Source organism: Streptococcus sp. 2021WUSS126 (assembly GCF_044427255.1).
In the GTDB taxonomy this organism is placed as follows: Bacteria; Bacillota; Bacilli; order Lactobacillales; family Streptococcaceae; genus Streptococcus; species Streptococcus hashimotonensis.
Genome location: NZ_JAOTGI010000004.1, coordinates 70,583 through 84,295, shown reverse-complemented (window position 1 = coordinate 84,295; position 13,713 = coordinate 70,583). Strand labels below are relative to the sequence as shown.

Annotated in this window: 22 protein-coding genes; 7 read left to right on the top strand and 15 right to left on the bottom strand. The window is 41.0% G+C overall.

Going from position 1 to position 13,713, the window contains the following annotated elements; genetic code table 11:
• Positions 1-65: 65 nt before the first annotated feature.
• The 10 genes from ODU39_RS03370 to trmFO form a co-directional block, all read right to left on the bottom strand.
• Entirely contained in the window at positions 66-800 is a 735-nt protein-coding gene (locus ODU39_RS03370) for a TraX family protein (protein WP_254613443.1), read from the bottom strand.
• A gap of 12 nt (positions 801-812) precedes the next feature.
• Positions 813-950: a hypothetical protein gene (locus tag ODU39_RS03365; protein ID WP_162841163.1), complete on the bottom strand. Its 138-nt coding sequence runs from the start codon at positions 948-950 to the stop codon at positions 813-815.
• Positions 951-1,089: 139 nt separating this feature from the next.
• On the bottom strand, positions 1,090-2,256 hold the full coding sequence (locus ODU39_RS03360) for an acetyl-CoA carboxylase biotin carboxylase subunit family protein (protein ID WP_398579849.1): 1,167 nt from the start codon (positions 2,254-2,256) through the stop codon (positions 1,090-1,092).
• Positions 2,257-2,273: 17 nt separating this feature from the next.
• Positions 2,274-3,020: an esterase family protein gene (locus tag ODU39_RS03355; RefSeq protein ID WP_024376612.1), complete on the bottom strand. Its 747-nt coding sequence runs from the start codon at positions 3,018-3,020 to the stop codon at positions 2,274-2,276.
• A gap of 27 nt (positions 3,021-3,047) precedes the next feature.
• Entirely contained in the window at positions 3,048-3,875 is an 828-nt protein-coding gene (locus ODU39_RS03350; protein WP_136628674.1) for an alpha/beta hydrolase, read from the bottom strand.
• 113 nt (positions 3,876-3,988) lie between these two features.
• Positions 3,989-4,993 (bottom strand): DNA glycosylase AlkZ-like family protein, encoded by a 1,005-nt coding sequence (locus ODU39_RS03345; protein ID WP_398579850.1) that lies wholly within the window; start codon positions 4,991-4,993, stop codon positions 3,989-3,991.
• Between the two features lie 73 nt (positions 4,994-5,066).
• Positions 5,067-5,345: a type II toxin-antitoxin system RelE/ParE family toxin gene (locus ODU39_RS03340; protein WP_398579851.1), complete on the bottom strand. Its 279-nt coding sequence runs from the start codon at positions 5,343-5,345 to the stop codon at positions 5,067-5,069.
• The gene (relB, locus tag ODU39_RS03335; RefSeq protein ID WP_398579852.1) at positions 5,338-5,571 is read right to left on the bottom strand and encodes a type II toxin-antitoxin system RelB family antitoxin; all 234 of its coding nucleotides are present in this window, start codon (positions 5,569-5,571) and stop codon (positions 5,338-5,340) included. The genes ODU39_RS03340 and relB overlap by 8 nt, the downstream gene beginning before the upstream one ends.
• A gap of 95 nt (positions 5,572-5,666) precedes the next feature.
• On the bottom strand, positions 5,667-6,503 hold the full coding sequence (locus ODU39_RS03330; RefSeq protein WP_318820851.1) for an AraC family transcriptional regulator: 837 nt from the start codon (positions 6,501-6,503) through the stop codon (positions 5,667-5,669).
• A gap of 76 nt (positions 6,504-6,579) precedes the next feature.
• Positions 6,580-7,914 carry a methylenetetrahydrofolate--tRNA-(uracil(54)-C(5))-methyltransferase (FADH(2)-oxidizing) TrmFO gene (gene trmFO / locus ODU39_RS03325; protein WP_205041171.1) on the bottom strand — a complete coding sequence of 445 codons (1,335 nt, stop codon included), beginning with the start codon at positions 7,912-7,914 and terminating at the stop codon, positions 6,580-6,582.
• Between the two features lie 1,021 nt (positions 7,915-8,935).
• Here trmFO and ODU39_RS03320 point away from each other — a divergent pair.
• The 7 genes from ODU39_RS03320 to ODU39_RS03290 all read left to right on the top strand — a co-directional run bounded on the left by ODU39_RS03320 (position 8,936) and on the right by ODU39_RS03290 (position 11,451).
• Positions 8,936-9,160: a hypothetical protein gene (locus ODU39_RS03320; RefSeq protein WP_253213081.1), complete on the top strand. Its 225-nt coding sequence runs from the start codon at positions 8,936-8,938 to the stop codon at positions 9,158-9,160.
• A 154-nt stretch (positions 9,161-9,314) separates the two neighbouring features.
• Positions 9,315-9,548: a hypothetical protein gene (locus ODU39_RS03315; protein WP_398579853.1), complete on the top strand. Its 234-nt coding sequence runs from the start codon at positions 9,315-9,317 to the stop codon at positions 9,546-9,548.
• Between the two features lie 16 nt (positions 9,549-9,564).
• Positions 9,565-9,990 (top strand): hypothetical protein, encoded by a 426-nt coding sequence (locus ODU39_RS03310; protein WP_253213082.1) that lies wholly within the window; start codon positions 9,565-9,567, stop codon positions 9,988-9,990.
• A 15-nt stretch (positions 9,991-10,005) separates the two neighbouring features.
• Positions 10,006-10,242 (top strand): hypothetical protein, encoded by a 237-nt coding sequence (locus ODU39_RS03305; RefSeq protein ID WP_398579854.1) that lies wholly within the window; start codon positions 10,006-10,008, stop codon positions 10,240-10,242.
• 19 nt (positions 10,243-10,261) lie between these two features.
• Positions 10,262-10,570, top strand: coding sequence for a hypothetical protein (locus ODU39_RS03300; RefSeq protein ID WP_253213084.1), 309 nt, complete (start codon positions 10,262-10,264; stop codon positions 10,568-10,570).
• Between the two features lie 279 nt (positions 10,571-10,849).
• A complete protein-coding gene (locus ODU39_RS03295; protein WP_253213086.1) occupies positions 10,850-11,134 on the top strand; it encodes a hypothetical protein in 285 nt (94 codons plus the stop codon).
• Positions 11,135-11,157: 23 nt separating this feature from the next.
• Complete coding sequence (locus tag ODU39_RS03290) at positions 11,158-11,451, top strand: hypothetical protein (protein ID WP_253213087.1); 294 nt, start codon at positions 11,158-11,160, stop codon at positions 11,449-11,451.
• A gap of 167 nt (positions 11,452-11,618) precedes the next feature.
• Here the strand turns inward: ODU39_RS03290 and ODU39_RS03285 are convergent, their stop codons facing one another.
• The 5 genes from ODU39_RS03285 to ODU39_RS03265 are packed head-to-tail and all read right to left on the bottom strand — an operon-like array spanning position 11,619 to position 13,703.
• The gene (locus tag ODU39_RS03285; RefSeq protein ID WP_398579855.1) at positions 11,619-12,338 is read right to left on the bottom strand and encodes a CHAP domain-containing protein; all 720 of its coding nucleotides are present in this window, start codon (positions 12,336-12,338) and stop codon (positions 11,619-11,621) included.
• Positions 12,322-12,672, bottom strand: a complete 351-nt coding sequence (locus tag ODU39_RS03280) for a phage holin (protein WP_398579856.1) — start codon at positions 12,670-12,672, stop codon at positions 12,322-12,324. The genes ODU39_RS03285 and ODU39_RS03280 overlap by 17 nt, the downstream gene beginning before the upstream one ends.
• Position 12,673: 1 nt before the next feature.
• The gene (locus tag ODU39_RS03275) at positions 12,674-13,090 is read right to left on the bottom strand and encodes a hypothetical protein (protein ID WP_105249450.1); all 417 of its coding nucleotides are present in this window, start codon (positions 13,088-13,090) and stop codon (positions 12,674-12,676) included.
• Between the two features lie 3 nt (positions 13,091-13,093).
• Positions 13,094-13,249: a hypothetical protein gene (locus tag ODU39_RS03270; protein WP_153308518.1), complete on the bottom strand. Its 156-nt coding sequence runs from the start codon at positions 13,247-13,249 to the stop codon at positions 13,094-13,096.
• 19 nt (positions 13,250-13,268) lie between these two features.
• Positions 13,269-13,703: a DUF1366 domain-containing protein gene (locus ODU39_RS03265; RefSeq protein WP_205025890.1), complete on the bottom strand. Its 435-nt coding sequence runs from the start codon at positions 13,701-13,703 to the stop codon at positions 13,269-13,271.
• Positions 13,704-13,713: the final 10 nt, after the last annotated feature.

Sequence of the window (13,713 nt, the reverse complement as noted above, 5' to 3'; positions counted from 1 at the left end):
TTATAGAAAATATTCTATCTGCCTTCTCTTACAATTCTGACCTAAAAACTTACAAGATTGTAAGGTTAGATAAAGAAGGCAATGGTTGCCAGTAGCCACAAGTGTAGCGGATAGAAAATGTAAAAGAAATAGCGTGAAAATGCTGTGCGGGGCCCTGCTTGTCCATTATAAAGACTAAGAATTGGCAAGACCAAGATAAATAACCAGTCAGCATTGTAGAGCATCATCTGAACGGTCACCTCAATAGTTTCATAAGGTTGATAGGACAAAAATAGTAACAATAGGGCCAATATTCCATAAGCGATGTTGCGTTTAACTAATGATTTGCGTCCCATATATGTAATGAGGATGAAGGGCAAGACCACCGAACCCCCTTCTGTGAACAAAGCTCCTAAGATTGTCAATAAACCTGCCAGCACGACCTGAACGATTTGTTGCTTTCTACTATGTTCAGCAAAATTTCTAAGACAAACCAGTAAAGTTAATCCGACTGCTAGGGTCATAAAGATATTGTTGCTCATGTAAATCTCTTTTGACTGGTAAAAATTGTTTAGCAGAGTATTGCCAAGAGCCATGATTCCTGCTGCCCCATACAGCCGTAACAAATAGGCTTTGACATTACTCGTATGAAGATAGCCTTCAACCAACATGTAGGCAAAGAAAACTGCGACACAGCGAGTCATCATGTGAAAGACCAAGCCAAGTTGATTTGGGATAAAACCTGGAATGATATCCAGATGATCCAGAACCATCAAGCCAGCCATAGCCAGTTTCAGTTGATAAGCATTGTAAGTTTTCAAAATAATCTCCTCCTAATACATCCAGTTGCGGTGCAACAATTCATGTTCCAGTTCAAATAAAAATTCAGCTTGTTTTTCTTGCTCTTCTAAATGGTTGCTTTCTTGTGATTTATCAAACATTTGCTTGGCTTGTAAAAATTTGAATGACATATAATTTCCTTCTTTCTCTTTCTTATGAGTCTATTATAGAAAATATCCCACTTGCGCTCTCTTACAGTTCTGATTAAAAAACTTACAGCTTTGTAAGGAAAGAAAAAAAGACACCATTTCTGGCGTCTTTCAATCTAGTCTATTTTGTCTCCCCAATAAAGGCAATCATGTCGTCTAATTCTTCCTTGCTCTCAGTCACGAGAAGATAAGCATCATTTCCTTGCAATTCAGCAAAGGCATCTGGCATGCGTTTGACGGTCTTAATCTTGCCAGCAAATCGTTGATGAATGTCATCTGCTGAGTGAACATATTCGGTCGTATCTCGGCGAGTTGCTACCAAGCAGTATTGAGGTTCAAATCTACGCTCCTCAACTGTTCCACCTGTCACTACATTGGCATAATCACGGAAAAGGTCAATCGAATGAGCATAGTTGTAAGCTTCTACAGTGAAGCCACCAGCCATACGGTTATTGTATTCAATAGCAATATAATCTTTACCATCCTTAAAAAATTCAATATGGAAGAAACGCTCTTTCATACCGAAGGCTTTGATAATCGCGCGACCATATTTTACTAGTTTTGGATCCAGTTCTTTCTCGATGAAGTAAGCATTGTCCTTTCTAGACAACATCAGTTCCAGCGGAGTGTGAACATAGGTCAAACCTGTTTCGAAAACAACATTTCCCTTGCTGTCCACCAATCCATCATAGGTTGTAATAATGCTTGAATTGACAAATTTTTCAAAGAAATATGCTGTTTGTCCATCCCAAGCCTCTTTAAAGGTTCCCAAGTCAGCTTTTTGGGTCAATTTAAAGGTACCTGATGCTCCAACACCATTGTCAGGCTTGGCAATCATTGGGAAGCCAATTGTCTTAACAGCCTTATCAATGTCTTTCTCCGATTTGACGACCATACCTGGCACAACAGGAACACCTGCTTTGGAGAAATATTTCTTCATTTCAGACTTGAATTTTGTCTTTTTAAGATGACTTGGCTTAGCTCCAAAAATATTAAATTGTTCACGGAGTTCGACATCATTTTCAAGCCAATGTTCATTGTGGGATTCTACACGGTCAATTGGACCATGCTTGTATATCAAGAAGGCAGCTGCACGCTTGACTTCATCAATATTTTCCAAGTCTTCCACACGGAAGTATTCTGTAAGAGCATTGCGAAGTTCTTCTGGCAATTGATCGTACGGTTCTTGCCCGATACCTAGGACCGTAACGCCTTCTTTTTTAGCCAATTCAATGGTGAATGGTTGAAAATTTTCTGGATAAAAAGGTGAAATAACGAGATAATTCATAGGTAGTCCTTTCTAGCTTAAAGTCCGATAGAATGGAGGAAGAATGGCATTTGTTTTCTCCACCAAACCCAGTCGTGGGCCACATCTGTTCCCCAAGTATCAAACCAAGCTGGGATATTCTTCTCTTCAAAGGCACGTTTGAGGTTGTAGAATGAGTCCAAGCCGTCTTGTTCCCAATCACCTAAACCTGTACAGACAATAATATCTGCCTGACGGTATTTATCAATAAACCAGCCGTCGTTTTGGTTCCAAATGTAATCTGATGGTGAGTTTTGATAAACAGCATCGTCATTGCCATAGTCTTGATTGTTGTTGAAGAAACGAGCGTCATAGACACCTGATAGAGCGATAACTTTTGTGAAAACATCTGGATGCTGAAGGAAGAAATTCAGCGCGTGGTAGGCACCCATCGAGCAACCAGTCGTCATCATGCCATCAAACCAGCCTGTTTTATGTTTGATAAATGGAATCGCTTCTTCAATCACATAGCGTTCGTAGGCGCGGTGAGCTTCTGCTTTGTCATGAATAGACTTCCAGTCCGCCAACCAGCTTTCACTATCGTAACTCGTTAAGGTGAAAAATTGAACATGACCAGCTTCAATAGAGCCACGACAAGCTTCAATCATACCAAAATCAGCATATTCATTATAAGAACCGCCAGATGAGGCAAAGACAACAACAGGAATCCCTGCATGACCATAACGATTTAGATTCATTTCTCGGCCAAGATTTCCAGACCAATGACTTAAAAATTCAACGTGCATAGTAAAGCCTCCTATTTGTATATTTTTTTATGACCAATGTTCGCTTAGGAATCGTAGGCAAGCTGGCAAATAGAGCGCCCAAGCCTCCTCATTGTGAACAGCTCCCGAAACAACTTCCAAGGCGATATTGTCCAATTCAACACCGCCAGCAATCAACTGACGATAATAGCTTAAAGACGAATTAATATAGGCTTGTTTGATATTGCCAGCCATGAGCGTTTTATCTGTATCATCTGCTTCTTCTGTCCCAACATAGATGTAGACACGTTGATCTGAGTCTAATTGTTGACGTTCAATATAACGGTCGAAAGCATCTTGATGAAGCCAGTTGGCAGATGAAAATACTCCTAGACAGCCAATCTGGTTCTGATAAGCCAATCCCATAAACTGGGTGATATTGCCTCCCAACGATGAGCCAATCATTGCAGTGTGAACTTTATCAGATTTTGTCCGGTATTCTTGATCAATAAATGGTTTGACGACATCCATCACAAATTCGGCATACAAGGTTCCCTTACCACCGAACTGCACGCCAGGAATCCCCATCTCACTAAACTTCCAAGCAGCGTATTCATGCATGCGATCAGCACCATCATTATCAATAGCCACTACGATCATTTTTGCAATGTCTGGATTACGCTTAATAGTTGGGATGACTTTCCATGAATGACCTGAAAAAGCTTCCTTACTGTAGAGTACATTTTGCCCATCGTGGAAATAGACAACGGGATAGGTCTCTTCTGTATTTTCAGCATATCCTTTCGGCAATAAAACACGGACTCGACGTTTTCTTCCTGTAAATGGTACATCTAATTCATGAGTTCTCATGTCCAAATAAAAGTAAGACTTATTCATATCTATCTCTTCCTTACGTATTTTAAGTATTATATCATAGTTTTTCTGGAATATTCAGAAAATTTAGTTATTTATTTGCAATTTTCGGATTTTCCGAACATAGTTAGTTAATGTCACAGAATTTTCTCATACATTTGGCGGTAATGATCCAATTCTTTTTCTTCTTGTTGTGTGATGTCTTCAAAAATATCTAGTAAAATGGTACCTTTATCTCGTTTCCAGGTTGCCACAAATCGCCCTTTATAAAATACAACAGGTTTGACAATACCCGTCAAAGTATAGATATTACGGATGTATTTAGGATTAAAAAAGGGATTAGCTTTCTTTTCATAACCTAGCAAAAGTTGGTCAAATCCTGCAACGAAGAGGCAGTCAGACAGTTCTGCTTCTTCTAATTCTCCCAGATAAAAGCGTTCTTCTCCTGCTACTTCAAGAGTTTTCAGATCTAATTGCTTCATCCATTTTAGGACCGTAGATTTATTTTCCTTGAAATAGTAACGGGCATCAGCTAGGCTGACAGGTCCAAAACCTGAAAAATACCGTCGAGCGATTTCCAGCTCTGCTTTTTCCCGCGAAAGTGGCCGAAAGTCTGTCAGACGATGAAAACGCTTGGCTCCGTACTCTTGGTAGACTTCCCCACGCTCGACCATGTAGCGAAAGAGGCCGCCCCAGGCATTAAAGACCTGCTTCTCCTCTTCCTGCGTCATCTTTTCCGCACGGCAAAGGGCCTTGAGCTCCTCGCGGGTCATCGGACCTTGCTCAAGGGCTTCTAAAATCAGCTGGTGGTACTTCTGCTTGGTATGAGGGCTAAACCCGTCCCGTCCTTCTGTCTTGAGGTAATCGGTGCTGGCCAGCCGCCCCTCATGGATATAGAGGGGAATTTCCGACTTGAGATAGGCATGGACCGTTCGCCGAATGGACCACTGGCGTGTCAGCTCCTCCTGCCAGCTTCCCTCATGGAAATCCTCCGCTGTCATACGGTTGCGAAATCCGACATGAACATAGGGCTGAAACTGGGCCTGCAAGCCATTGATATTTTGGCAGATCTGCTGGACAGATTGAGGTTTTAGCAGGCCTTGTTTCTGTAGAATAATTCCCTTCCAAGTATGGTGGTGCATCGTGTTTCTCCTTCGCTTTTCTAACCCCAGTATAACACAAAAGACACCCGAAGGTGTCTGGGTTGAAAAGAGATTATTTCAACTTCTTATAAATATCAGAGCGATGTCCGACATGGAGATTGAGCAAGACCAGTTCTCCTTCGTCAACGACAGCAATGATACGATAGTTTCCGACACGAAAGCGGACATAGCCAGCTAAATCGCCCGTCAGATACTTTCCAGGAGAACGTGGAAAATCCACATCCACCAGATGCTTATCAATCCACCTGGCAATTTGCCGACTGCTTCCCTTGTCGAGCTTATCCATATCTTCGAAGAAACTAGGGGCATAGTCTACACGATACTTAGCCATAGCGCTTCATCATTTCTTCGTGACTATAGGTTTTCTTACCGCTGTCAACCCACTCTTTGTAGGTTTTTTCTGCCTTGGCAAGATCGTACATATCTTCTAGCTTCTCTAAAACGGCTTCCCGAATGAAGTCCGTCTTGGTCATGTGTTGCCCAGCAGATACTTCTTCAATCAACTGGACCAAATCTTCATCAAATCGCACCGCAATTGGTTTTGATAAGGTTGGCATTTCTATCACCTCTCCATGTTTACTATGTAAACATTATAGTCTGAAATAGGAAAAATGTCAATCATAGCAAAAGACACCCGAAGGTGTCCTGTACATTATGCTTTCACAATGGGAATCCAGAGTTCCATTTGGTAGTCTGGGGAACTCATCTCTCCTTCAAAATAGTACTCAAAATCTGGTGCACCTGAATGGCGATAGCCGTGTTCAGGAAAAAAAGTTTCTAGCGCATAACGCCATCCTGCATGAATAGATTGAGGGATGGGACCTGTTAGGGTAAAAATAGCATAGTCAGCTTCGTGAACATCAAGAAGTTCTAAGCCTAACTTAGTCGCTTTTTCCCTATCTGTGACATCATAAGCAGCCATATAATTAATCGTCTCGTCCACTTGAGCTAATGTACAAACTCCAAAGGACTGCCCACTTCCTAGAGTAGCTAACTCTTCATAAGTATGATTCTTGAACAAGTCTTCCCATACCTGCGGACACACTTCATTACTGATTGCTGTGCGAAGAAGCCCAGCAACTGTAAAACTAGCCTTCTTTTCAATACGAACATCCATTTCTTTACCTCCTTGGACAGTTAATGATAGTTGCAAGGGTAAGACGACCTTAAAGGGAAAGCCCTTGCGTACTTGACTGGGAGAAATCTGATGAAATTGCTTGAAGGCAAATGCAAAAGAATCTGAAGACTCATACCCATATTTAAGCGCTATATCTATAATCTTTGCTTCTCCTTCACGAATGTCCATAGCAGCTCGCGTTAACTTTCGTAACCGAATGTATTCAGACAAGGACATATCTGTCAGGATCGAAAAGAGTCGACTAAACATAGGAAGGGAATATCCTGATATTCGCAAAAATTCCCGTTCATCGATTTCGCTTTCTAAAACGGACTCTAGATAACGTATGGTTGTATTGAACTCTTTTATCATCAACTTCTCCTTTCCCTATCAGTTTATCATCTAACATCCAAGTTTTCCCGATACTTTCCGTCAGAAAACTATCGGTTTAAACCGCCAAAAATTCTTCCAAATCCTTGAGGGAACGCTCTGCTATTGCTTCATAACGCTCTTTCTTATCGCGGATACGCGGACCGTCCAGCTCCTTGATGATGCCAAAGTTGACATTCATAGGCTGGAAGTGCTTGCTTTCGGTGTGGGTGATGTAGAATGGCAGAGCTCCGATAGCTGTGGTCTGTGGGAAGATGACTGGGTCTTCGCCACGGAAACGGCGAACAGCGTTGATACCGGCCACTAAGCCAGAGGCGGCAGACTCGACATAGCCTTCTACTCCTGTCATTTGACCTGCAAAGAAAAGATTAGGATTTTTCTTGGTCGCAAAGGTCTGTTCCAATAAGTTTGGCGAATCCATGTAGGAATTGCGGTGCATAACGCCGTAGCGGACAAACTCCGCATTTTCAAGCCCTGGAATCATCTGGAAGACCCGCTTCTGCTCACCCCACTTGAGATGAGTTTGGAAGCCAACAATGTTGTAAAGGCTACCTGCTGCGTTGTCCTGACGGAGCTGCACAACTGCGTAAGGTGTCTTATATTCGCCATCACGTGGTCCCTTGTAATCTTCTGGATATTCCAGACCAACTGGCTTCATTGGGCCATATAACATGGTTTTAATGCCACGTTTGGCCATAACCTCAATGGGCATACAGCCTTCAAAGTATTTTTCTTTTTCAAAGGAGTTAAGCGGTGCTTCCTCGGCTGAAATCAAGGCCTCATAGAAAGCGGTGAACTGCTCCTTATTCATCGGAGCATTGAGATAGGCAGCCTCTCCCTTGTCGTAACGGGACTTAAGATAAACCAAGTCCATGTTAATGGTCGAGCTGTCCACAATCGGCGCTGCCGCATCGTAGAAGTAAAAACCGTCGCCACCGTTGAGGGCGTGAATCTTCTCCGCCAAGGCGTCAGATGTCAATGGTCCTGTCGCGATAACTGTAATCGCATCTTCGGGAATCTCAGTAATCTCGCCACGAATGACCTCAATTAGCGGGTGGTTGTGAATCTCATCTGTGACTGCTTGAGAAAAATTCTCACGGTCCATGGCCATAGCCCCGCCAGCAGGCACACGGTGGGCCTCGCCAGCTCGCATGATAATGGAATCCAAACGACGCATTTCTTCCTTGAGCAGACCGACAGCGTTGGTCAAACTATCACCACGGAATGAATTGGAACAAACCAACTCAGCAAACTTGTCCGTCTTGTGCTGAGGGGTCGGCTTGACTCCCCGCATCTCGTAGAGTTTGACAGGAATGCCGCGTTTAGCAATCTGATAAGCAGCTTCTGAGCCAGCCAAGCCAGCTCCGATAACATTAATGTGGGTTTGAGACATGAAACTAATACCTCTAGCCAGAAGATCTGACTACTGTTTGGGAATACCCCAAAACAGAACCTTTCTAAATTTTATACCTATCTAGTATATAATGTCACTTGTGTTTTATCAAGATATAACCGAAAAACCAAGTTAAATCAACGCTTTTCTCAATTCTGCAATACCGCTCTATGCCGTTCTAGAACGGTCGCGGGGTAGTAAAAATCACAAAAAGGGTAGTAAATTTACTCGGCAGGCAAGATGAGTTTATAAAATTCAGACCATATATCAATGGTTTTTTATTTGTGCTTTTTTCGGTTTACACATATAAGTTTACAAAAAATTGACACTTCAAAAATTTCAAAAAGGGAAAATTGTGCACAGAAAAGGGCAGCGTCGTTGATTCCCGAACAAACCTACCCCCGTTCAAAAAAGATAGGGGTATTTTCCCGATTTTCACCTCCCCCTACCGTTTTATCGTTTGCTAGCGTTATTTTAGTTTTACAGTTATTGTCAAGTTTTACCTGCATTTACCACTGTTCCAACACCGTCAAACGCTTAATTTTACAGCGTTATCCGAACATTTACAGACGAATATTTTATAATGTTTCTACCATTAAAGCGAAAAAAATTCTGTTGCTTGCCGTCTTGTTATAAAAAAAATAAGCCTATCCGTCATCTGGATAGACCTTGAAAAACCTGATTCTATGCGGTTTCTGAACACTTGAAAAAAATATTTCAAAAATTTTTATAAAAATGCTTGACAATATTTCCCAAGTGGAATATAATAAACTCAGAAAGTTAATCGAATAACTTTCGCCCCTTATCATACAAGGAAAGGGGGTGAGGCTCTTGAAAAGGCAAAAGAAAAGAGATGTTGACCATCTCAAACTGATTGAACTTGCTACTGCAATAGCTAGATTCTTTCAAATCGTTGCTCAAATCATCTTGGAGATAATAAAACATCTCTAAACCTCACAAAGCAGGCGGAACTTCTTCCGCTTGCTATCCTTGTAAATATTATATCATAAGAGGTAAGCCAATGCAAGAAACGAAACGCCCAAGAGGTAGACCGAAAGGACGAACTGAACGAAAACAGATAACACTAGATTTAAGAATTGAAGATTATAACTACCTGACTGAACTAGCCGAAGCTAACCAAAGCACCAGACGTCAAGCGATTTTTGATGGTTTAAATCTTTTAGAAAAAAAAATAAAAAAAACTGTTGACAATATTTCCCAAGTGGAATATAATAAAGACAAATAAAAAAAGACCTGTAACAAGTCAAACGCCAATCCGAGTTGTTACAAGTCACTCCACTCACACGCTAAGCATGTAAGATACTAATATTGTATCATGCGTGCTTGGTCTAGTCAAGTACGCTTTTTGCGTACCTCAAAAAAGAAAGAAGGTACATAGCATGAAACACTTAACAAACGCAATCGAAGCAAAAGAAAATTTTTACAACCTAGCAACAGAATCTAAAGATTATCCTGTAAAACAAATGCTAACCACTTATTTCGAAACATTTGACAACGAAATGAAAGCCTATTTTGATGAAGTTGCTGACCACGGCAACGAAGAGGAACTACTTGAAGAGTTCTATGCATATCTAAGAGATTTATCACAAATGGCTAAAGCACTATACGTATAAGAAAGAGGTAAATATCATGACAAACTTAACACCCGAATTAATCGCAATGAACGAACGCATTAAAGCATTTAACGCTAAACGCCAAGAAAGCTTGAAGCCTAATAAAACAAAAATTAGCGTTGAAACAAGTATCAATCAACACGGCGCTCTAGTTGGTGATATACTATGCGCTGTTTGGGGATACGACCAAACTAATTATGATTTTTATAAAGTCATCAAAGTAACAGCCAAAACTATAACAATCGAAAAATTAAACGGATACGACAAAGGAACTATTTTAAAAAATAAAAAAACTCAATGCTACATGAGAGACGGTTCGGAATATTGCATCACTTTAAACAGCTATTCCAGCGCATCATGTCGTATTGCAGACCGGTTTGCGAAAGGAATGTATAAACAAGCAGAAGACGAAATGAACGACCCTTACAGAAGCCAACACTAAAAAGGAGTTAGTAATATGAAACAATTATCAGGATTGTATATCAACCATAAACAAGAAAACTACTGCATCCTATCTGATGCAGATACAGCCAGAGCCATCAAAAAACGTTGCAAAGGAAGTGAAGAAATCCCGAAAGTTCTTCACTTCGGCAACTGCGATATTGAACTATTTGAGGTTGACTCCGCTGAGTTATCTCAAAGAATCATAGCCCTTGAGAATCAATTTTACGAAGATATAACAAAATACAACTAAACAGAAAGAGGTAGATACCATGGCAGTTACACTTTTCAACAAATCATTCGCTAATCCTACAGATGCTCTTATTGCTGCTATTGAGAATTTTGATCCAGCAGACGCAATCGAATTTGAAGATGAGGGGGACTTTATCGGTCTATCTTCTGCTTTGAACGCTTACGCAAAGAGCAAAGCAGACAACACATTCATCTTCACATGGTTAGCTGAAATTATGCTTGGCAAAGAATTCGATGAACTGACAGACGAAATCATCCGCGATACCGCTTGGGAATTGGCTGATTATTCCAATTTTGACAGCGTTCAACATCCCCTAGAAATAATTTAAGAAAGAGAGGCGACATAATGAAAAAACTAATCACAATCCTGCTCATCATTATCACACTATTTGGTACCAGCCAAATCCCAGTTACTACCACATTCGAAGATGGTAGTACATATCAAGAGACATTAGGCAGTCACTTGGTCTATAAATACATCCAAGTGCCGTTAGCACACATTAGAATTAAATAAGGCTACACAGTTAAAGCTGTCGGCAGACTTGCAAGGGTCTGCTAGCCATAAAAAATAAATAACAAGGGCGATAGCCCTCTAGGAGGTAAATATCATGACTTACGAGCAATTGGCAACCCTAGCATTATCAACCGAAACCACCTTTGAAATCTCGCTAAAAAACATACAACGAGACCCAAAACGTATGGCCGTTGCATCTTACTCAAACGGAACTTTTGGTAAGCGTTGGCGTGTAGCAATTAACAAAATAATGAGCGTCTACAATATCCGCATTGATTTGAACAATCAAGACTATACAGCTATTGGCATGGATATAATGAACCAACTGGAAATATTAGGGTACTCCTACAGGAATAATTTTACAGAATTTACAAAATAATAACATAGAAAGAGGTAGATGCCATGGCAAACTACAAAGCATTAACACCGAATGACAAACTATTTTTTGAGCAAAATATTTGGGACGATAAAGAGCTGGCCGCCTATATCAACGCAATAAAAACCGGATATAGAATCAAGCTAGATGTTTACAAAGACTACGACGGGGACGTGTTTGTAAAATTAACTAAAGCTGAAGATAACGAACCTATCATCCAAGATTACATATCATTTGGCGACCTGAACTTCTTTAGACGCTCTATTGTAACCTATGCCCAATGGAGAATGATGGCAATCATGGAATCAGAACGAGTTTGAGCCAACATTACGACCCTAACAATAGGGTCTTTTTTATGTCCACAAAAACGGCAATTTTGCAAAATGTTCGTAGAAAAGACAATTATTTTGTTATCGAAAATCAAAAAAACGCCGATTTTTTGAAATTCGGGCAACAAAAAAAGCCCAGCAGACCGCTGGGTAAAAATCTATTTAAACGTACCATAAGGCACCACGTTGCGCCGATTCGACTCCTCTCCTGCTGCTACATAGCGACGTACACCGCTACGGCTAACATACGATACCCAAATGTATCCATCGGCAATATAGACCGAATCATAATTAAACTGCTCGTCATAAGTGTAAGTAGCTACAACTTTACCGTCTAGACCAGGCTCGTCTCGGACATTGAGCAGAGATACTTTAACGGTCATTGTCCCCTGCTCGTCTTTGACCTTACCGAGATTGCCACTGCTTGCCTGTGTTGCCACTGCGGTAGAGTCACTGTAAGGTGGATAAAACCAACCAACAAGATTGCTGATTTGCTGACTAGAATACTGAGCAGGACCTCCGACAGACAGATTGCCAACTAGGTTCTGCTCGATGGTTTGGACAGTATTGCCATTGACCCAGATAATTAGACCAGTATGCCCATAGTTGATACCGTCGCCAGCAACGTAATCTTTCACAAATATAGCACCTTCCTGTGGACGTTCCGAGGTCGGCATGTAATGTACCTCAAATCCGTGTTGCTCGGCTGATTTAATCAAATCAATCGCATTGCCCCAAAGAGCCTTACCGAAGAATTTGCCACAAATCCAGTTAGGCAAGTCTACACATTGATTACCGTACCAACCATCATAGTCTACACCTTGACCTCGATTGGCTAGGTCTTTAGCAAAATTGACTACTTCATTTACTGTTGTCATGCTCCTCTCCCTTCCACGCATCGTTCATTTGCTTCACCGCTGATTCGATAAAGGTCTCTAACTGTGTATCAGTCATATAGATATTGTACTTGGCCAACTGACCTGTTACACGACGTTTAGCCATATCTAGCTTATCAACATGATGTTCTTGGTCTAGTTTTGTAATCTGCTCAACTGCGTTGACGGCATTCCGTGCCAAAATCTCCGTAATTTCGACCGCTCGCTTACCGCCCTTGGCAATCAGATACTTTTTGACCTCATGGACAATCATTCCGGCTACAATAGCAAAAATACCTGTAGCCGAGCCAATAATAAGTTCAGTAAGTTGATTCATATCAATTCTCCTTCTTCAATGGCAACTCACAATATATGCCATACATAGTTTCAATTTCGCCATTGCCGCCTAAAACCTTATACGATTCAAACAGCTTGGCGATTTCCCGACGTTCTTCAAGAGTTGTCCATCCTCGCTCGATGGCAGCGTCCAAATCGCGATAGAGGACATAACGACGACTACTACGGCTACTCGTTTTGAGATTTTCGACATCATACTTAATCGCTTCACCAGTCGACTTGTTGTCATCCGCAACCTTTTGCAAACTCGTTAGACGAGCATTGATAGCCGTTAGTTCGTTCTTATTGTTCGCTCCAATCTTTGCGATGGCAACCCCACCAATCGCCGTCACTAATGTTCCAGCGAGAGGTGTTGCTGCATGCAAAATTTGGATGAAAAGATTTGGTTCTTCGACCATAGGCTATCCTTCCTTAGTCAATTCGTTAAAGATTTCATCATCTTCAACTAGCTTGCGAATGTAGGATTTGATTCGGTCCTTAATAATTGGACTAAATTTAATATCCTTCCATTTCATGTTGCCTTCCATAACTTCTAGAGCATATAATTTAATCATCATGTCAATTCTCCTATCTTTATTAAATATCAGTTTCAGGACTATCTTCAGATTCATCATCAAAGATACCTGTCGCAAAAAGTTCTTCATCGGTAAGGATTCCTTTCTCATAGAGCAGGACGGTAATTTTCAAGAATGATGAACGGGAAGCTGCGGACAATTTTACTTGCTCTTTAACCTTTTCAAGATTCTTTGTAGCTTCTTCGGTAATATCATCAACCTTGGCAAGACGCTTGCCAATTTCATTGAATTTCTCATCTTCTGCTCTGTTTGGGAAATTGTCCTGATAGATTTTTTCGAGTCCCAACTCAAATAGTTCTGCATCCGACTTATCAATAGCTTCCTTATCAAAATAGATGGGATACATAGCTCCTTCATCATTGATAAGTAATACTCTAGTTTTCGGATGTTCCCCTTGCGTATATTCCAACGATTTGTTTCCAAATTTTAACCTCATAACTATTCCT